This window comes from Lentzea sp. NPDC092896 (assembly GCF_044754905.1).
In the GTDB taxonomy this organism is placed as follows: Bacteria; Actinomycetota; Actinomycetes; order Mycobacteriales; family Pseudonocardiaceae; genus Lentzea.
The window spans coordinates 2,417,705-2,434,988 of the sequence record NZ_JBIVPX010000001.1; the positions used below are offsets into that span (position 1 = coordinate 2,417,705).

The following is a 17,284-nucleotide window of genomic DNA, read 5'->3' on the forward strand; positions in this document are numbered from 1 at the left end:
TGGTCCGGTACGCGGACGATCGGGGAGAGAACTTGTCCACATCGGAGTTGTCCACGGGGGACCGTGCGGCGGTCGGCCACTTCGACTTCAGCCGGTCCGAATGGGCGCGGCTGCGGCAGTCCACGCCGATGACGCTAACTGCGGCGGAGCTCACCGACCTGCAGGGCCTCAACGAGGAGCTGTCGGTCGAGGAGATCACCGAGGTGTACCTGCCGCTGTCCAGGTTGCTGAACCTGTACGTGGTCGCGTCCCAGGGACTGCACCACGTGGCGAACGACTTCCTCGGCCGTGAGCCGGTGAAGGCGCCGTACGTCATCGGGATCGCGGGCAGCGTCGCGGTCGGCAAGAGCACCACGGCGCGCGTTCTCAGGGCGTTGCTGTCGCGGTGGGAGAACCACCCGGAGGTCGCGCTGGTGACCACGGACGGGTTCCTGCACCCGAACGCGGTGCTGCGCGAACGCGACCTGATGGACCGCAAGGGCTTCCCGGAGAGCTACGACGTGCGCAGGCTCATCCGGTTCCTGGACGAGATCACGTCCGGCGGGACCGCCGTCGAGGTGCCGAAGTACTCGCACCTGGTCTACGACGTGCTGCCGGACGTGGACACGATCTCGGTGCCGGACATCCTCATCGTCGAGGGCCTGAACGTGCTGCAGACCTGGGCCGGTCGCGCCGAGGACGCGCCGTCGGTGTTCGTGGCCGACTTCCTGGACTTCACGATCTACCTCGACGCCGACCACGACCTGATCAGGCAGTGGTACGTGGACCGGTTCCTCACGCTGCGCCGGACGGCCTTCCGCGATCCGGCCTCCTACTTCCGCAAGTACGCGGAACTGTCGGTCCCGGACGCGCGCAGGACCGCGCTCGACATCTGGGACCGGATCAACAGCCCGAACCTCCTGCGCAACATCGCGCCCACCCGGTCGCGGGCGCACCTGGTGCTGCAGAAGGGCCCCGACCACCGGGTGGACCGGGTCCGGTTGCGGAAGTTGTAGCTCAGCTCGCCTGACGCAGCGGCGCGCCGGCGTCGTGCAGGTGGCGCAGCACCTCGGCGTAGGAGCGGACCATGGTGGTCTTGCTGTACGGGATGCCGTGCCGGGCGCAGAAGTCCTCGACCACGGGCTGCGCGCGGCGCAGGTTGGGGCGCGGCATGTGCGGGTAGAGGTGGTGCTCGATCTGGTGGTTCAGGCCGCCGAACACCGCGTCGACCCACCGGCCGCCGGTGACGTTGCGCGAGGTCAGCACCTGCTTGTGGAGGTGGTCGAGGCGCTGGCCCTCTGTGATGATCGGCATGCCCTTGTGGTTGGGCGCGAACGAACAGCCCAGGTACACGCCCATCAGGCCCTGGTGCACGGCGATGAACACGAGCGCCTTCACGGGCGACAGCACGAGGAACGCCGCCGTGAGGTAGATGACCAGCGGCAGCAGTTGCAGGGCGGCCTCACGCCACGGGTTGCGCAGTTCCTTGCGGCACAGCGCGACCAGGCCGGAGATCCGCAGCACGGCCGCTTCGGCGAGCAGCAGCGGGAAGAACAGGAACGCCTGGTTGCGGGTGATCCAGCGGTACACACCGCGTTTGGTCTCGGCCTGCGCGCGGCTGAAGGCGAGGGCGTGGATCTCGATGTCCGGATCCTCGTCCTCGTGGTTCGGGTTCGCGTGGTGGCGGTTGTGCTTGGCGACCCACCACTGGTAGCTGATCCCGGTGAGGCTGCCGTGCAGGTGCCCGACCACGTTGTTGTTGCGATGGCTGCGGAAGATCTGCCGATGGCCCGCGTCGTGCCCGATGAAGGCGAGCTGGGTCGAGGCCACGGCCAGCGCGACCGCCGTGATCACCTGCCACCAGGAGTCGCCCACCCACACGAACGCCACGGCGATCGCGGCGAGCGCCAGCGCGTTGAGCGCCATCCGCACCACGTAGTAGCCGCGCCTGCGGTTCAGCAGGCCGGCCGCCTTGAGTTCCTTGGTGAGCCGGGCGAAGTCGCTGCCGGGCTGTCGTTCCGCTGTCGAGGTCGGTGCGGTGTGCGTCGTGGTCATGTACCTGCTCCGGGTCGAGGTGCTGCGGGGAGGCTCGGACATGCCGAAGGCGGGAATGAACGCACAGCGGTGATGTTCGCGGAGGGTCCGGCGGCGAACCTCCCCGTGCGGAGCTTCGAACGCACGGGTCTACTCCTTTGTACCCCGTTCGCGCCCGTTTCAGTCACCAGCGGGGTCGCGGCTTGCTCACTCTCGTCAGGCCGGCGACACTCGGTGACCGGGCGTTGACCTGCTCGGCGACGTCGGAGAGCAGCTGACCGGTGTTGCGGGCGTAGGTCCGCATGAGCGAGAAGGCGTCCACGACGCCGATCTCCAGCTGCTGGGTCAGCACGCCCTTCGCCTGCTCGATCGCGACGCGGCCGGCCAGCACGGTCCGCAGCCGCTCGGCGCCCGCGCCGTCCTGCGCGACCGCCCGCACCTGCAGGAGGCTGATCGTCGCGACGTTCGCGAGCGACTGCGCCAGGGTCACAGTCTGCGGTGGGAGCGCGCCGGGCAACGTCCGGAACAGGGTCAGCGAGCCGATGACCTCCGTGCGCAGCCGCATCGGGAACGCGTCGACCGCGGCCCAGTCCTCGCCGCCGCTGACCTGGTCGCCCGCCGTGGCCATCAGCTGGAGCACGCCCTGGTCGTCGGCCAGCAGGATCCCCGCCGAGTCCACACCGAGCAGCTCGACGCACCGTTCCGCCAGGACGTGCAGGAACTCGATGCCGTCGAACCGCTCCACGAGCGTGTCGGCCAGCTCGAGGAACGTCTGTGCCACGCGGTGTTCCGACACTTGCGTCACCTCGTCATTTCGCTGTGGACAAGGGGGTGACCGCAAGGTCCGGGCGGTGATTTGATCGTAACGCCTGGTCAACACCTGCTAAACCTTCTGGGCGACTTTTCCCTGCTGTCAGCCGTGTGCCGGGAAGCCGACTGGGAATTGTGCCTCCAAACGGTTGAACGGCGCTGACGTGCACTTCAACGGCTGAGTAAATACTTCGAGCGATTTCGGTTGATCAGACTGCGCGGAGTGTAGTGTCGAATTCGTCGAGAACTTCTCGCACCTGGGCGGTCAAGCCCAAGTCGTGCTCGGCAAAACCAGAACCGGCCGTTTTCCGGTCGGAGACGGGAGTCCCGGCATGATGTCGGCTCCGCACCTCTCCCACGCCCCACCGGCCGTCAAGGCCAGCGAGCAGCCTCGGTATCCGCTGCGATTGCGGTTGCGGCCGAAGGCGCCCACCACGGGGTATGTGGACGGCGCTTGGTGGCCACGTTCCCGGGACCTCGCCGCCGAGCTGCCGGCACTGCTCGCGGTGCTGGCGGTTCGGCTGGGCGACATCCCGCGGGTGAGCTACAACCTGACCGAATGGGACATCGCGCCGCGGCAGATCGCGGTCGGCGGGGTCCGGGTCAGGCTCGGCGGGTTCTGGTCCAGGCCGGAGCACACGATCGACGTCATCGCGGCCGATCGGAGCCGGACCACGTTGCTGCTCGTACCGTCCGATTCCGACCCGTTCGCCGCCCACCAGGCCATGATGCGCGCAGCCCACCGTGAGAACACCGACACCGTCGAGACCCTGCTCCGCGCCCGCAAGTCCACTGTGGACGTCATCAGGCAGGAGACGCGAGGATTCTGATGACCACCTCCCCGAGTGCTCCGGACCACCGTTCGGAGCGCGTTCGTTGACCTCGCACCGCAACCACGGCAGCGAGGAGGCGCAACCGGCGCGGGCACCCCGAATGCTCCGCGTCGGTTGCGCGTTCACCTACCGCGCCGAAGTGCCCACGCCGGCGGTGTTCCTGGTGCGCCCGGACCGCCAGGGCGACGTGAAGGTCAGCTGTGAGCGGATGTCCGTGGAACCGGACACCCCGGTGCGGCACTACTTCGACCTCTACGGCAACTGGCTCGCGCGCCTGGTGCTGCCGACCGGACTGTCCACAGTGCACTACAGCGCGCTGGCCGAGGTCCCCGACGACACCGAGGCCGTCGACGAGTCCGTGCCGGAGGTGATGCCCGACGACCTTCCCGACGACGTGCTGCTGTACACGCTGCCCAGCCGTTACTGCGTGTCCGACGTGCTCGGGGACGAGGCCTGGTCGAGGTTCGGCGCCCATCCGCCCGGCTACGGCCGGGTCCGGGCGATCTGCCAGTACGTCCACGAGGCGCTCAGCTTCCGCTACGGCGCCTCCACCGCGCTGTCCACGGCGGCGGACGTCAACGCGTCGGGCATCGGGGTCTGCCGCGACTTCACGCACCTGGCGATCTCGTTCTGCCGCGCCCTCAACATCCCGGCCCGGTACGTCTTCGGTTACCTGCCCGATCTGGACGTGCCGCCCGACGGCGCGCCGATGGACTTCGCGGCGTGGATGGAGGTCTGGCTGGAGGACCGCTGGTGGACCTTCGACCCGCGCAACAACGTGCCGCGCAAGGGACGTGTGGTCGTGGGCCGTGGCCGCGACGCCGCGGACGTCGCCATGGTCACCACGTTCGGCGGCCCGGTGCTCGAGTCCATGGTCGTGCGCGCGGAAGAGGATCTCACCGCGGTCACGCGCGAGTGATCCTCGCCGCCGCTACGGCCGCGGGTCCCGGGTGGACGACTTCCCCTCGGTGACGGCGGCCAGCGCGGCCATGTCGATCGTGCCGTCGATGACGTCCTCCGCCACCCTGCTCAGGTAGCGGTTGTGGCCTCGCGCGTACCGGCGGAGCGTCTCGAACGCCGTGCTCATGTCGATCTGCAGGCGTTCGGCGAGCACGCCCTTGGCCTGTTCGATCAGGACCCTGCTCTGCAGCGCGTGCTGCAGCTGCCCGGCGAGCAGCTCGCGGTGGCTGATGATCTGGGCCTGGAGCAGGCCGATGGTCGCGACGTCCGCCATGGCCTGCGCTACCCGCAGCGTCGGCTCGCTCAGCGCGCCCTCCTCGACGGTGAACAGGTTCAGCGCCCCGACGGTCTGCTCGCGCAGCCGCATCGGCACGGCGTGCAGCGCACCGAACCCGGCGTCCTTCGCCACCGCGGAGAACTCGGGCCACCGCTGCGGTGACCCGGTGAAGCTCGCGACCGTCACCGGCTCGCTGGTGAGGTAGCACTCCATGCACGGACCCTGCCGGTGCTGGAGCTCGAACAGTTCGAGCAGCCTGGCCCGGTCGCTGGAGGAGCCGAGAACCTGCAGTTCTCCGTGGTGGTCGACGAGCAGGATGCCGGCCGCGTCCACCTCCAGCGTGGCGACGCAGCGGTTGGCCAGCAGATGCATGAACTCGACCGAGTCGAAACCGGCGACCAGGGTGTCGGCCAGCTCGACGAACGTCTCCGCCAGATTCTCCAGGAACATGGAAGTCACCTCTGTAGGTCTTCTCGCCGGGAAGCGGGCGTGATCATCGGGGATCGGGCCTGCTCTCCGGACTCAGTCGCAGGCGCCGGCCGACGATGTCGCGAGCGACCTCGACGACCGACTGGTCATGAGCGAACGCGTGGGCGCGAAGCCGCACCAGGGCCTCGTCCATGCTCACCCCCATCTGGGCGGACAGCATTCCGGTGGCCTGGTGCACCTCTGCCCGGCTGAGCGGCATCCCGTCCAGCGGAAGGACCTCGGCGTCGACGTGCGCCAAGGCGAGTTCGTCCAGGAGCATCGTCATGATGACGTCGGCCACGACGTGCGCGTCGAAGATCTGTTCCTGGGTCAGCGGCCCGGGGCTGGTCCGGTGCAGCACCAGCGCGCCGATCCGGATCGCGCCGCTGCGCAACGGGAACACGAAGACCGCCCTGACCCCGGCGGCGACGGCGGAACGCACGTACAGCGGCCAGCGCCGGTCGTACTCCCAGGAGTCCAGATCACTCGCCAGCACCGGCGTTCCGGTGCGGACCGAGTCCTCGCACGGTCCTTCGCCGAGGGTGAAGCGCAGGTTCTCGAGCTGGGCACCGATGTCGTTCGTCGCATAACGGGACTCGCCCCGGCCCGTGCCGTTCATGAGCGTCAGCTGAGCGCCGGTCACCCCGAACAGCGTCACGCACGCCTCGCAGGCGGCCTCGCTGGACGTCGGGACGCCTCGCGTAGCCGCGTCGGCGGCGAGATGCGCCAGCACCTTGGCCAGTCGCTCACCGCTCACCGACTCCGCCTCCCGTTGTGCGGAAGCATCCCACGCGGCGCCGTGCGGCGCGGAAGGGGCCACGACCGTTCACGCGGCCGAGGCGGCGTCGATCCGGTCGGCGAGGTCCCGCGCCCCCCGGTGGTCGCGAAAGCGGCGCGCGTGCGAGGCGAGGGGCCGGAAGCGGTCACGCACGCGGGCGGAACCGATGGCACCGGACGACGCCAGCACTCGCAGCCCGACGTCCACGCCGGCCTCGACGTCGCCCTCGATCAGATGGCTGGTGGACAGGGAGATCTGGCCGAACGCGCGGCTGCGGGCCATGCCCTCGTCGTAGCCGTCGATCGCGGTGGTGAGCAGTGCGACGGCGGTCCGCGCGTGGTGCCGGCCGGCGGTGACCGCCAGGTCCGTGTGCACCGCTCCGGCGAGCCCGGACAGGTCGGCCGGGGTGAAGAACGCCGCCCAGCCGGCCACTTCCGTGCGGCTCGCGGCGGTGAACTCCTCCTCGCCGCGGTCGAGCAGCGCGAGGGCGCTGTGCTCGGCGCCCTTCTTCGCCCACGCCCACGCCGCGTTGACGGACAGCATTCCGGCCGCGAGCCCGTCGCCGGAGCGGGAGGCCGCGAGCCGGCCGAGGTCGAAGTACCGCAACGCCTCGTCGAAGTGCCCGTGGTGCAGGAAGACGCGGCCGAGCCGGTAGCACACGTTGGCGGTCAGCCCGTCCGCGCGGGCGAGCCCGGCCAGCGCCAGGGCGTGGCAGAAGTGGTTCTGCGCGTTGTCGACCAGACCGGCGTCGAAGCACACCCAGCCCGCCAGGTTCCGCAGGTCCGCCACGGCGACGTGCAGCCGTGGCCGGACGTGCTCCGACGTGGGCTCGGTGAGCAGCGGGAGGCTCTCGCGCAGGCACAGGCGGACGCCGTCGAGGCAGGTCTCGCCCCCGCTGCGGTAGTCGAGTTCGCGCAACGCGCGGGTGGCTTCTTCCAGACGCGTGACCTCGGACAGACCGATCATGACTGGGGGCACCTCACACCGGATTCGGTTGCGAGCGGGCACCGCCGAGGTCCGGAGCGGCCGGGTCGTCACCGACTTTAGCGTAGGCTCGACCCACCGAGGGCATGTCGTGCAGCAGCGGTCAAGCTGGTGCCGCCTTGGGCGCATCAGGAAGCCCGGCCGTCACAGGCTGGAGGCGGGAGCGCCGAGTTGAACTCGGATTTGCTCTGCACCAAGGAATTTCTCGCGGAAAGCGGTCGATGCTGACCCGTGCCGCGGACCTCAGTCTCGGCGTCATCGCGTTGTCGCGCAAGGAGAACGAACACCGGCTGGCGATCCATCCGCTGCACCTCGAACGGATCGACGCGGATCTGCGAGAGCGAATCTTCCTCGAACGCGGCTACGGCGAACGCTTCGGCGTGTCCGACGAACAACTTTCCTCGTCCGTAGGGGGACTGCGCACCCGCGAACAGCTGATCGCGGAGTGCGACGTCATTCTGCTGCCCAAGCCTCTCGCCGAGGACGTCGCGGAACTGCGCGAGGGCCAGGTGCTGTGGGGCTGGCCTCACTGCGTGCAGGACGCGAAGCTCACCCAGTTGGCCATCGAACGCCGGCTGACGCTGATCGCGTTCGAGGCCATGAACCACTGGACCACCGACGGTTCGTTCGGTCTGCACGTGTTCCACAAGAACAACGAGCTGGCCGGGTACTGCTCGGTGCTGCACGCCCTGCAGATCGCCGGTTCGACCGGCGTCTACGGCAGGAGGCTGACCGCCGCCGTGATCGGCTTCGGCGCCACCGCACGAGGTGCCGTCACGGCGCTCAAGGCGAGCGGCGTGCACGAGGTCAACGTCCTCACGAACCGCGGCGTCGCCGCGGTCGGCTCACCGATCCACTCGGCGCGGATGGTCCACTTCGACCACGACGACGCCGATCCGCGGCGCAGCCACGCGCTGACCGACGAAGGTCGCGTCCCGCTCGCCGGTTTCCTGGCGCAGCACGACATCATCGTCAACTGCGTGCTGCAGGACCCGGACAAGCCGTTGACGTTCCTCATCGACGACGACCTGCCCACCCTGCCGCCCGGCACCCTCGTCGTCGACGTGTCGTGCGACCGGGGGATGGGCTTCAGCTGGGCCCGCCCCACCTCGTTCGCCGAGCCGTCGTTCCTGGTGGGCGACCACGTCGTGCACTACGGCGTGGACCACAGCCCGTCCTACCTGTGGAACTCGGCGACCTGGGAGATCAGCGAGGCGCTGCTCCCGCACCTGCGCACCGTTCTCACCGGCTCCTGGGACGCCGCCGACACCATCCGGCGGGCCGTCGAGATCCGCGACGGCGTCATCCAGAACCCCGGCATCCTCTCGTTCCAGCACCGTTCATCGGAGTACCCGCATGACCACGTCTGAGCCCCTGACCACCACCACCGATCCCGCCCCCGTCCTCACCTGCGACGTGTGCCCCCACCCGTGGCACGAGCACGACCCGCTGGGAGTGCGGTACTGCAACGCCACGGCCGCTTCCGCACTGCCCAGAGGATGCATCTGCTCGTGATTCAGGGTTCGAGGCCGGTCACCGCCGTGCCACCGGCGATGTCGAACGGCACCGAGACCTGATCGTGCGTCACCAGCCAGTGCCCGTCGATCCGGCGGAAGCCGAACGTCGCCCGCACCCACATCCCGGCCACCGCCACACCGGTGTTCGTCGTGCCGTGCAGGCGTCCGAAGCCGTGCGCGAACGCGACGTTCTCGTCCGCCGTCACCGCCAGATCGCGGAACTCGTACCGCACGTCGCGGAAGAACGCGAACGCCTTGTCCCAGTTCGCCAGCTTCGCGTCGACGCCGACGTGCTGCAGGGGCGGCTCGACGTCGAACGACACGACGTCGGCCGCGTACAGCCGCCGAAGTCCGTCGAGGTCCTTGGCCTCGATGCCGTCGACGATCCTGCCGATGTGCTGCGTGATCTCGTCCATCGTCAGTCCTTTGTGAACGGTCATGCCACGGCCACCGGGGAACCGGTGCGCAGCGGCAGGAGAGACGTGCTCCAGGCGACGACCTGGTCGAGCGTCCGGTCCAGGGCGGCGATCTGGTGCTCGCCCGGCGCCAGCACCGCGAAGTTCTCGAACTCGGTCGCCAGCGGCAGCGTCACCTGCGACGACACGTCCGCCATCTCCAGCGCCCCGCACATCAACCGCAGCTGCTCGACCGCGCGGGCACCGCCGACCCCGCCGTACGAGACGAACCCGACCGCCTTGTCCCGCCACTCGGCGCGCAGGAAGTCGATCGCGTTCATCAGCACCCCCGGCGCCGAGTGGTTGTACTCGGGCGTGACCACGACGAACCCGTCGAACGACGTGATCGTCTCCGCCCACGCCCTGGTGTGCGGGTGCTCGTACTCGCCGGGCAGTTCGTCCAGGTGCGGCAACGGATGCGCGAGCAGGTCGACCACCTCGAACTCCGCGTCCGCGCGCAGCCGCGCCCGTTGCTCCACCCACCGGGCCACCTGCTCGCCCCGGCGACCCGGCCGGGTGCTGCCGAGGACGATGCCGATCCTGATCATCGGTCTCCTTCGTTCGCGTGTCGCTTTCGAGCACTACGACGACACGACTCCGGGAAACGTCAGGCCTGACATTCCGGCGCGCTGTCTCGTCAGACTGGGTGAAGCCACGAACGGACGGGAGCACCGGTGACCGACGCGATCCTCGGCGAGCGCCGCCATCTGATCAACCTCGGCTACCGGCTGCTGGGCTCGCTCGCCGAGGCCGAGGACGCCGTGCAGGAGGCCTACGCCCGCTGGTACGCGCTGCCCGTCCGGAAGCAGGACGAGATCGCCTCGCCCGGCGCCTGGCTCACCACCGTCACCAGCCGCATCTGCCTGGACCTGCTGGGGTCGGCACGGGCCCGTCGCGAACGCTACGTCGGCGAGTGGATCCCCGAGCCGTTGCCCGACCCCGCCGAGGGCGCCACCGCAGACCCGGCCGACCGCGTCACCCTGGACGAGTCGGTCAGCATGGCGTTCCTCGTCGCGCTCGAATCGATGACACCGGCCCAACGCGTCGCGCTCGTCCTGCACGACGTGTTCCGCTACTCCTTCGCCGAGATAGCCGAGATCACCGGCCGCACCCCGGCCGCGTGCCGTGAACTCGCCTCCGCGGCGCGCCGCCGCGTCGGCACGTCCGCGCCGCCCGCCGCGCTGTCCGTTCACCACGCCGGTGTGGTCCGCGACTTCAAACACGCCTGGGAGGCCCAGGACATCCCCGCCCTGGTCGGACTGCTGGACCCCGGCGCGACCTTCACGGCGGACGGCGGCGGCCTGGTGACCACCGTGCTCGACCCGATCGAGGGAGGGGACCGGATCGCGCGGTTCCTCGTCGTCGTCGCCACCAGCGTTCCCGGCGATTTCACGATCACCGAGCGCACCGTCAACGGCAGGCCGGGTCTGCTGATCGAGAACGACGGCATGACGTCGTCGGTCTACGCGTTCGACCTGGCCGGGGGCCGGATCACCCGCATCTGGGCCGTCCGCAATCCCGAGAAGCTCCGCGCCTGGCAGTAGGGTCGGCCGATGGTGACCTTCAGCCATCCTGACGACCTGAGCGACGCCGCGTTCACCGACGTGAGCCTGCGGGGCGCGCGGTTCACGCGGTCGGACCTGTCCGGTGCGGTCATGCGGGCGGTCGACATCGCCGGCGCCGACATCGACGCACCGTGGCTGCTCGGTGGCGAGAACGCGCTGCTGGTCAACGGCGTCGACGTCGCGCCGTTCGTCGAGGCCGAGCTCAACCGGCGCTTTCCCGGACGAGGGGAGCGGCGGGCGAAGGATCCGGACGGGTTGCGGGCGGCGTGGGCCAAGGCCGAAGCCGCCTGGGCCGCTGCTCTGGAGCGGGTCGCCGCGATGCCGCCGGGCACGGAGGACGTCTCGGTGGACGCCGAGTGGTCGTTCGCGCAGACGGTCCGTCACCTGATCATGGCCACGGACACCTGGCTGGGCGGGCCGATCCTGGGCCACGACAAGCCCTACCACCCGCTGGGCCTGCCGAACGCCGAGTACGAGACCGACGGGTACGACCTGTCCGTCTTCGTGTCGGGCGCCCCGCCGTACACCGAGGTGCTGGAGGCGCGGGCCGGTCGGCAAGCGATGGTCCGCGAGTTCCTGGCCGGGGTGACCGCGGAGGACCTGGCCGTGACGCGCGGCAACCCGTGGAGTCCGGATCACCCGGTTTCCACTGGTTCATGCCTGCGCACGATCCTCGTCGAGGAGTGGGAGCACCTGCGCTACGCCACCCGCGACCTCGACGCCATCGCGGCACGCCCTTAGCCGTGCAAACTTCTTTTGGCGGCTCCACGCGGGCCTGACCTGCGTTTTCTTCGGGCGGTCGTCGGGTAGCCACCGCTACCGGCCCTTGTGCCGGGAACCGACTCGTGCCTATATTTGCCGAAACACCCGTATGTAAGCGCTTACATTACAAAGAGTGACATGTAAGCGCTTACATCTCGATCAACGACGACGAGGGCGGCAGGCAGCGCTATGGCGAAGCAGCACCCAGCCTCTGCGGAGGCCCGGTCCGCTGGAGCGACGATCTACTCGGTCGCCGACCACGCCGGCGTGTCGATCGCCACCGTCTCGCGGGTGCTCCAGGGCGCGACGGTCGTGGCGGAGGCGACCCGGCAAAAGGTGCTCACCGCCGTTGAGGAACTCGGCTACGTGCCGACCGGTGCGGCCCGCAGTCTGGCCGTGCGGCACCACGAGGCGCACGGCCTCGTGCTGCCTGAGCTGTCCGGTCCCTACTACGCCGAACTGCTCATGGGCTTCGAGGCCCGCGCCGCCGAGCTCGCGCAGTCCGTGGTGCTCGTGCTCACCAACAGCCGCACCGACATGGCCGCGGCGGTGCGGCAGCTGGCGACCAGGGTCGACGCGATCGCCGTGTTCGGGTCGGCGGCGATTCCGGCCGACCTCGTGCGGGTGCTGCGCGCGAAGAAGCCGGTCGTCGTCATCGCGGGCGAGCCGCAGGACGGCATCGAGGCGGTCGCGGCGGAGAACCTGGAGAGTGCCAGGGAACTGGCCGGGCACGTGCTCGACCACGGCCGGCGGCGGGCGCTGTTCGTCGGCGACCCGGACAGCGGTCCCGACATCCGCAACCGGTACGAGGGCTATCTCGCCGCGCACCGGGACCGCGGTCTCGACGCCGCCGAGCCGGTCCTGGCCCGGCTGTCCGAGGCCGACGGCACCGCCTTCGCGCAACGGCTGCTGGCCGGTGAGCGCGAGGCGGACGCCCTGATGTGCGCCAACGACGAGCTGGCCTTGTCGATCATGACCACGCTGCAGGACGCGGGCATGGACGTGCCCGGCGACATCGCGATCGTGGGCTGGGACGACGTCATGACCGCGCGGTACGTGCGGCCCGGGCTGACCACCGTGCGCCAGCCCGTGCACGAACTGGGTGCGCTGGCCGCGGATCGCCTGCACGAGCTCGTGGGCGGCGAGCCGCCGCGAACCTACGCCCAGATGCTGCCGACGCGGCTGGTGGTGCGCACCTCGTGCGGCTGCCCGCCCGTCACCTGATCCACCACCGTCTACTTGAGACGAACGCCGAAAGGAAGCGAAAAGCAATGGTGCGCAAAACTTCCAGGTCGATCGCGGGGGTGTCGGCCCTCGTGCTGGTGCTGGCCGCCTGCGGGCGCGGCGACGAGCAGACCGGAGGCCAGGGCAGCGCCGACATCGCGCAGGGCCCTGCCACGGGCACCATCACCGTGTGGGCCATGGGTGCCGAGGGCGAGAAGCTCCCGGCGCTCGCGAAGGAGTTCGAGGACGCGAACCCCGGCGTCGACGTCCAGGTGACCGCCATCCCGTGGGACGCCGCCCACAACAAGTTCACCTCGGCGATCACCGCGGGCCAGGCGCCCGACGCCGCCATGGTGGGATCGACGTGGATGGGCGAGTTCGCGGGCATGGGCGCGCTCGACGCGACGCCTTCCTCGATCGACAAGAACGCGTTCTTCGAAGGCGCACAACGCACGACCGAGGTCGGCGGCACCTCCTACGGCATTCCCTGGTACGTAGAGACGCGGCTGCTCTACTACCGCAAGGACCTCGCGAAGACGGCCGGGTACGAGACGCCGCCCACCGACTGGGCGGGGCTCAAGGAGATGGCCAAGGCGCTGCAGGCCAAGTCGGGCGCCAAGTGGGGCATCGGGCTGCAGGCCGGCGGCACCGGCTCGTGGCAGTCGCTGCTGCCCTTCGCGTGGTCGAACGGCGCGGCGCTGACCAAGAACAACGACGCCGCCTACAACTTCGACAGCCCGGAGATGCAGGAGACGCTGAAGTACTACGGCTCCTTCTTCAACGAGGGCATCGCGGACAAGGAAGCCCCCGCGCAGCCCACGACCGAACCGGACTTCGTCAGTGGCCGCGTGCCGATGTTCATCTCGGGTCCCTGGATGATGTCCGCGGTCGAGAAGCTCGGCGGGGAAGGCTTCAAGGACAAGTACGACGTCATGCCGATGCCGGTGAAGAAGACGTCGTCGAGCTTCGTGGGCGGCTGCAACTTCGTCGTCTTCAAGGAGAGCAAGAACCGCGACTCCGCCTGGAAGTTCGTGAACTGGCTGGCGAACCCGCAGACCCAGGCCAAGTGGTACCAGCAGTCGACCGACCTGCCGTCGGTGAAGAGCGCGTGGCAGGACTCGGCGCTCGCCGCCGACACGAAGCTCACGAAGTTCGGCAAGCAGCTCGACACCGCTCAGTCGCCGCCGACCTTCGCCACCTGGGAGCAGGCGATCACCGCGCTCGACACCGAGGTCGAGAAGGTGGCCCGCTCCGGCGCCGACCCGGCCGCCGCGCTGAAGGCCGCCCAGGCGTCGGCCGACTCGATCGGCACCGGCCGGTGAGCTTGACCGCTCCGGCCCGCCGCCGCGGCGCGGAGCGGGCGGCCTGGCTGCTGATCCTGCCGTTCTGCCTGCTGTTCCTGGTCTTCACGGCGTGGCCGGTGATCCAGTCGCTCTTCATGAGCCTCACGGACACCCGCAACCGCGACCTGCGCACGCCGTTCGCCGTGGAGTTCGTCGGGCTGGGCAACTACGTCCAGGCGTTCGCGGACCCGCTGTTCCGCACGGCGGCGGCGAACACCGCGTACTTCGTGCTGGTCGGCGTGCCGCTCACGCTCGCCATCGCCCTCGGGGCCGCTGTCGTGCTGGACAAGGGGATCTCGCGGTTCCGCGCGTTCTTCCGGCTCGGGTTCTACACACCGGTCATCACCTCGATCGTCGCGGTCGCGGTGGTGTGGAGGTTCCTGCTCCAGGACGAGTTCGGGCTGATCAACACCGTGCTGGGCTGGGTCGGGATCGAAGGGCCGAACTGGCTCGGCGACCCCGACTGGTCGATGCCGGCGCTGATCCTGATGGCCGCGTGGCGCAACTTCGGCACCGCGATGATCATCTTCCTGGCCGGGTTGCAGGCGGTCCCGGCGTCGTTGCACGAGGCCGCGTCGATCGACGGCGCCGGGGCGCTGACGCGGTTCCGGTACATCACGCTGCCGTTGCTGCGTCCGACGATCCTCTTCGTGTCGGTGACGACGGCGATCGGCTACCTGCAGTTCTTCGAGGAGCCGTACGTCATGACCAACGGCGGTCCGCTCAACTCGACGATCTCCGCGTCGATGTACACCTACCGGCAGTTCGGGTTCGGCAACTACGGCTACGCCTCCGCGATGAGCTACCTGATCTTCGTGGTCATCGCGATCGTCACCGCCCTGCAGTTCCGCCTGCTGCGGGAGAGGGGCTGACATGACCGGGCAACGCACGCAGAACCGTTGGTGGATCTACGTTCCGCTCACGGTCGCGCTCATCGCCGTCATCGCGCCGTTCGTCTGGATGGTGCTGGGCAGTTTCAAGGGCGAGGGCGAGATCCTGGCCAACCCGCCCACGTGGCTGCCGCAGTCCGCGTCCCTGGACAACTACACGCAGCTGTTCTCCCGCCTGCGGTTCGGGACGTACTTCCTCAACTCGGCGATCGTCGCCGTCCTGGTGACCGCCGGAAACCTGCTTTTCTGCTCGATGGTCGGCTACGCGCTCGCCAAGCTCGAGTTCCGCGGCAAGCGGGCGCTCTTCGCGGTCGTCCTGGCGACCCTGATGATCCCGGGCGTCGTCACGTTCGTGCCGCTCTACGTCCTGGTCGTCAACGCGGGTCTGGCGAACTCGCTGCCCGCGCTGATCCTGCCGTTCCTCGTCTCGCCGTTCGGCGTCTTCCTGATGCGCCAGTTCATGACGGGCCTGCCGGCGGAGCTGATCGACGCCGGTCGCGTCGACGGCGCGAGCGAGGTGCGCATCTTCGCCCGGATCATCCTGCCGCTTTGCGGGCCCGCGCTCGCCACCCTCGGCATCCTCACGTTCCTGGGCAGCTGGAACAACTTCCTGTGGCCGCTGGTCGTGGCGCAGCAGGAGAGCGAGTACACGCTCCCGGTCGCGCTGGCCCTCTACTCGACCGGCCAGAACTCGATCCAGTACGGCCTGCTGCTCGCCGGGGCCACCATCGTCGTCGTCCCGGTCCTGCTCGTGTTCCTGGTCTTCCAGCGGCGCTTCATCGAAGGCATCGCGACCACCGGCATCAAGTGATCGTCCAAAGGGGACTCTCATGGCAACGCCAGCAAGGATCACCCGCCGAACCCTGCTCCTGGGAACCACCGCCGCACTCGCCGTGCCCGGGATCGCTTCCGCTACGCGTGGATACGATCCGGCCAGGGTGCGCGGCTGGGCCCGCGACACCTGGCGCAGCCTCGTCGCCATGACGCCGTCGAGCACGGGCCTGCCCGCCGACAACATCCCGGAGTCGCTCGCCCCGGCCGACCGTTCCGGCTACACCTCGCCGACCAACATCGGCGGCTACCTGTGGTCGACGGTCGTGGCCCGCGAACTCGGGTTCATCTCGAAGGACGAGGCGTCGGCGCGGCTTCTCCGCACGCTCACCACCCTCGACCGGATGGAACACCACACCGCGAGTGGCATGTACTTCAACTGGTACGACGAGGAGACCGGCGAGGCGTTGCGGGCCTGGCCCGGCACCGGCGCCGTCGTGCACCCGTTCTGCTCCAGCGTGGACAACGGCTGGCTCGGCGCGGCACTGCTCGTGGTCGCGGGCTCCGACCGCGCGGCGGCGACGTCGGCAAGGCGGATCTTCGCCCGGATGAGGTGGGATTCCTTCTACAACCCCGGCGACGATCCCGCGCACCCCGTGCGGCCGGGTGGCCTGATCCACGGCGGGTTCTTCCCGTTCGACCACGACCGGCCCGGCGGGGTCTACCAGGGCACGCACATCGGCGGCGACCCGGTGTGGCTGACCACGCACCACTACGACACGACGGTGTCCGAAACGCGCATCACCAGCTATCTCGGCATCATCACCGGCCAGATCCCGCCGAAGCAGTACTTCGCGATGTGGCGGACGCTGCTGGCCTCGTGCGACTGGTCGTGGCACGAGATGCAGCCGGTGGGGGAGAACCGGACCTACTACGGCATCGAGGTCTTCGAGGGCGCCTACACCTATCGCGGCATGCGGATCGTGCCGGGCTGGGGCGGGTCGATGTTCGAGGAACTGATGCCCGACGTGTTCGTGCCCGAGGCGAAGTGGGCGCCGCGGTCGTGGGGCCGGAACCACCCGTTGCACGTCCGGGCGCAGCGGGAACACGGTCTGCTGGAAGCGAAGTACGGCTTCTGGGGCTTCAGCCCGGCGAGCAACCCCGCCGGCGGCTACCGCGAGTACGGCGTCGACGCGCTGGGCATCGGGCCCGGCGGCGAACCGGGCAACCCGGCCAGCGGCTACTTCTCCGACCAGGAGATGACGAACTACGACGTGGGCTTCGGCTCGTGCCGCCCCGCCACCGCACCCACACCGACGTACGGCGACGGCGTGGTGACCCCGCACGCGGCGTTCCTGGCGATGATGCACGAGCGCGACGAGGCGTACACGAACCTCGTCGGCATCCAGAACGATCTCCGCGCCTACGGGACGGGCGGGTTCTTCGACTCGGTCGCCGTGCGGTCGGGCCTGATCGCACGCCGCTATCTCTCGCTGGACCAGGCGATGGTCATGGGAGCGATCGGGAACGTGCTGTGCCGCGACGTGATCCGCAGGGCGTTCGCGACGCCGGCCGTCGAACGTGCGTTGCGGCCGGTGATCGGTGTCGAGGAGTTCGGTGCGAGCCGAGTCTGA

General features: G+C 69.4%; 19 protein-coding genes. 12 read left to right on the forward strand and 7 right to left on the reverse strand.

The window, feature by feature from the left end:
• The first annotated feature begins 32 nt into the window (after positions 1-32).
• Positions 33-995, forward strand: coding sequence for a type I pantothenate kinase (gene coaA, locus ACIQF0_RS10700; RefSeq protein WP_401027183.1), 963 nt, complete (start codon positions 33-35; stop codon positions 993-995).
• A 1-nt stretch (position 996) separates the two neighbouring features.
• Here coaA and ACIQF0_RS10705 read toward each other — a convergent pair whose 3' ends face one another.
• Positions 997-2,034 (reverse strand): fatty acid desaturase family protein, encoded by a 1,038-nt coding sequence (locus tag ACIQF0_RS10705; protein WP_401027186.1) that lies wholly within the window; start codon positions 2,032-2,034, stop codon positions 997-999.
• Positions 2,035-2,197: 163 nt separating this feature from the next.
• On the reverse strand, positions 2,198-2,809 hold the full coding sequence (locus tag ACIQF0_RS10710) for an ANTAR domain-containing protein (RefSeq protein WP_401027188.1): 612 nt from the start codon (positions 2,807-2,809) through the stop codon (positions 2,198-2,200).
• A gap of 346 nt (positions 2,810-3,155) precedes the next feature.
• Between ACIQF0_RS10710 and ACIQF0_RS10715 the strand changes: the two genes are divergently transcribed.
• Positions 3,156-3,653 carry a DUF5994 family protein gene (locus ACIQF0_RS10715; protein WP_401027190.1) on the forward strand — a complete coding sequence of 166 codons (498 nt, stop codon included), beginning with the start codon at positions 3,156-3,158 and terminating at the stop codon, positions 3,651-3,653.
• A 46-nt stretch (positions 3,654-3,699) separates the two neighbouring features.
• Positions 3,700-4,575: a transglutaminase family protein gene (locus ACIQF0_RS10720; RefSeq protein ID WP_401027193.1), complete on the forward strand. Its 876-nt coding sequence runs from the start codon at positions 3,700-3,702 to the stop codon at positions 4,573-4,575.
• 12 nt (positions 4,576-4,587) lie between these two features.
• Here ACIQF0_RS10720 and ACIQF0_RS10725 read toward each other — a convergent pair whose 3' ends face one another.
• The 3 genes from ACIQF0_RS10725 to ACIQF0_RS10735 are packed head-to-tail and all read right to left on the reverse strand — an operon-like array spanning position 4,588 to position 7,105.
• Positions 4,588-5,343 (reverse strand): ANTAR domain-containing protein, encoded by a 756-nt coding sequence (locus ACIQF0_RS10725; protein WP_401027195.1) that lies wholly within the window; start codon positions 5,341-5,343, stop codon positions 4,588-4,590.
• A gap of 43 nt (positions 5,344-5,386) precedes the next feature.
• The gene (locus ACIQF0_RS10730; RefSeq protein WP_401027198.1) at positions 5,387-6,181 is read right to left on the reverse strand and encodes a GAF and ANTAR domain-containing protein; all 795 of its coding nucleotides are present in this window, start codon (positions 6,179-6,181) and stop codon (positions 5,387-5,389) included.
• Positions 6,182-6,187: 6 nt separating this feature from the next.
• Positions 6,188-7,105: a hypothetical protein gene (locus ACIQF0_RS10735; RefSeq protein WP_401027201.1), complete on the reverse strand. Its 918-nt coding sequence runs from the start codon at positions 7,103-7,105 to the stop codon at positions 6,188-6,190.
• A 239-nt stretch (positions 7,106-7,344) separates the two neighbouring features.
• Between ACIQF0_RS10735 and ACIQF0_RS10740 the strand changes: the two genes are divergently transcribed.
• A complete protein-coding gene (locus ACIQF0_RS10740; RefSeq protein WP_401027203.1) occupies positions 7,345-8,493 on the forward strand; it encodes a N(5)-(carboxyethyl)ornithine synthase in 1,149 nt (382 codons plus the stop codon).
• On the forward strand, positions 8,480-8,638 hold the full coding sequence (locus ACIQF0_RS10745) for an RGCVC family protein (RefSeq protein WP_360042947.1): 159 nt from the start codon (positions 8,480-8,482) through the stop codon (positions 8,636-8,638). The genes ACIQF0_RS10740 and ACIQF0_RS10745 overlap by 14 nt, the downstream gene beginning before the upstream one ends.
• A gap of 1 nt (position 8,639) precedes the next feature.
• Here ACIQF0_RS10745 and ACIQF0_RS10750 read toward each other — a convergent pair whose 3' ends face one another.
• Positions 8,640-9,080, reverse strand: coding sequence for a YybH family protein (locus ACIQF0_RS10750; protein WP_401027206.1), 441 nt, complete (start codon positions 9,078-9,080; stop codon positions 8,640-8,642).
• Entirely contained in the window at positions 9,077-9,643 is a 567-nt protein-coding gene (locus ACIQF0_RS10755; RefSeq protein WP_401027209.1) for an NADPH-dependent FMN reductase, read from the reverse strand. The genes ACIQF0_RS10750 and ACIQF0_RS10755 overlap by 4 nt, the downstream gene beginning before the upstream one ends.
• A 126-nt stretch (positions 9,644-9,769) precedes the next feature.
• Between ACIQF0_RS10755 and sigJ the strand changes: the two genes are divergently transcribed.
• The 7 genes from sigJ to ACIQF0_RS10790 all read left to right on the forward strand — a co-directional run bounded on the left by sigJ (position 9,770) and on the right by ACIQF0_RS10790 (position 17,284).
• Positions 9,770-10,639, forward strand: a complete 870-nt coding sequence (gene sigJ, locus ACIQF0_RS10760) for an RNA polymerase sigma factor SigJ (protein WP_401027212.1) — start codon at positions 9,770-9,772, stop codon at positions 10,637-10,639.
• 9 nt (positions 10,640-10,648) lie between these two features.
• Positions 10,649-11,401, forward strand: coding sequence for a DinB family protein (locus ACIQF0_RS10765; RefSeq protein WP_401027215.1), 753 nt, complete (start codon positions 10,649-10,651; stop codon positions 11,399-11,401).
• Positions 11,402-11,611: 210 nt separating this feature from the next.
• Positions 11,612-12,646 carry a LacI family DNA-binding transcriptional regulator gene (locus ACIQF0_RS10770; RefSeq protein WP_401027218.1) on the forward strand — a complete coding sequence of 345 codons (1,035 nt, stop codon included), beginning with the start codon at positions 11,612-11,614 and terminating at the stop codon, positions 12,644-12,646.
• A 47-nt stretch (positions 12,647-12,693) separates the two neighbouring features.
• The gene (locus ACIQF0_RS10775; RefSeq protein WP_401027221.1) at positions 12,694-13,968 is read left to right on the forward strand and encodes a sugar ABC transporter substrate-binding protein; all 1,275 of its coding nucleotides are present in this window, start codon (positions 12,694-12,696) and stop codon (positions 13,966-13,968) included.
• Positions 13,965-14,861, forward strand: a complete 897-nt coding sequence (locus ACIQF0_RS10780; protein WP_401027224.1) for a carbohydrate ABC transporter permease — start codon at positions 13,965-13,967, stop codon at positions 14,859-14,861. Before ACIQF0_RS10775 ends, ACIQF0_RS10780 begins: the two co-directional genes overlap by 4 nt.
• Before the next feature lies 1 nt (position 14,862).
• Complete coding sequence (locus ACIQF0_RS10785) at positions 14,863-15,690, forward strand: carbohydrate ABC transporter permease (RefSeq protein ID WP_401027227.1); 828 nt, start codon at positions 14,863-14,865, stop codon at positions 15,688-15,690.
• A 19-nt stretch (positions 15,691-15,709) separates the two neighbouring features.
• Positions 15,710-17,284 (forward strand): glucoamylase family protein, encoded by a 1,575-nt coding sequence (locus tag ACIQF0_RS10790; protein WP_401027229.1) that lies wholly within the window; start codon positions 15,710-15,712, stop codon positions 17,282-17,284.

Bases quoted from the DNA above. Each gene is read 5' to 3' on its own strand.
- ACIQF0_RS10705 (WP_401027186.1), bottom strand. From the start codon at position 2,034: ATGACCACGACGCACACCGCACCGACCTCGACAGCGGAACGACAGCCC.
- ACIQF0_RS10715 (WP_401027190.1), top strand. From the start codon at position 3,156: ATGATGTCGGCTCCGCACCTCTCCCACGCCCCACCGGCCGTCAAGGCC.
- ACIQF0_RS10725 (WP_401027195.1), bottom strand. From the start codon at position 5,343: ATGTTCCTGGAGAATCTGGCGGAGACGTTCGTCGAGCTGGCCGACACC.
- ACIQF0_RS10735 (WP_401027201.1), bottom strand. From the start codon at position 7,105: ATGATCGGTCTGTCCGAGGTCACGCGTCTGGAAGAAGCCACCCGCGCG.
- ACIQF0_RS10740 (WP_401027203.1), top strand. From the start codon at position 7,345: ATGCTGACCCGTGCCGCGGACCTCAGTCTCGGCGTCATCGCGTTGTCG.
- ACIQF0_RS10745 (WP_360042947.1), top strand. From the start codon at position 8,480: ATGACCACGTCTGAGCCCCTGACCACCACCACCGATCCCGCCCCCGTC.
- ACIQF0_RS10750 (WP_401027206.1), bottom strand. From the start codon at position 9,080: ATGACCGTTCACAAAGGACTGACGATGGACGAGATCACGCAGCACATC.
- ACIQF0_RS10755 (WP_401027209.1), bottom strand. From the start codon at position 9,643: ATGATCAGGATCGGCATCGTCCTCGGCAGCACCCGGCCGGGTCGCCGG.
- ACIQF0_RS10765 (WP_401027215.1), top strand. From the start codon at position 10,649: ATGGTGACCTTCAGCCATCCTGACGACCTGAGCGACGCCGCGTTCACC.
- ACIQF0_RS10770 (WP_401027218.1), top strand. From the start codon at position 11,612: ATGGCGAAGCAGCACCCAGCCTCTGCGGAGGCCCGGTCCGCTGGAGCG.
- ACIQF0_RS10775 (WP_401027221.1), top strand. From the start codon at position 12,694: ATGGTGCGCAAAACTTCCAGGTCGATCGCGGGGGTGTCGGCCCTCGTG.
- ACIQF0_RS10785 (WP_401027227.1), top strand. From the start codon at position 14,863: ATGACCGGGCAACGCACGCAGAACCGTTGGTGGATCTACGTTCCGCTC.
- ACIQF0_RS10790 (WP_401027229.1), top strand. From the start codon at position 15,710: ATGGCAACGCCAGCAAGGATCACCCGCCGAACCCTGCTCCTGGGAACC.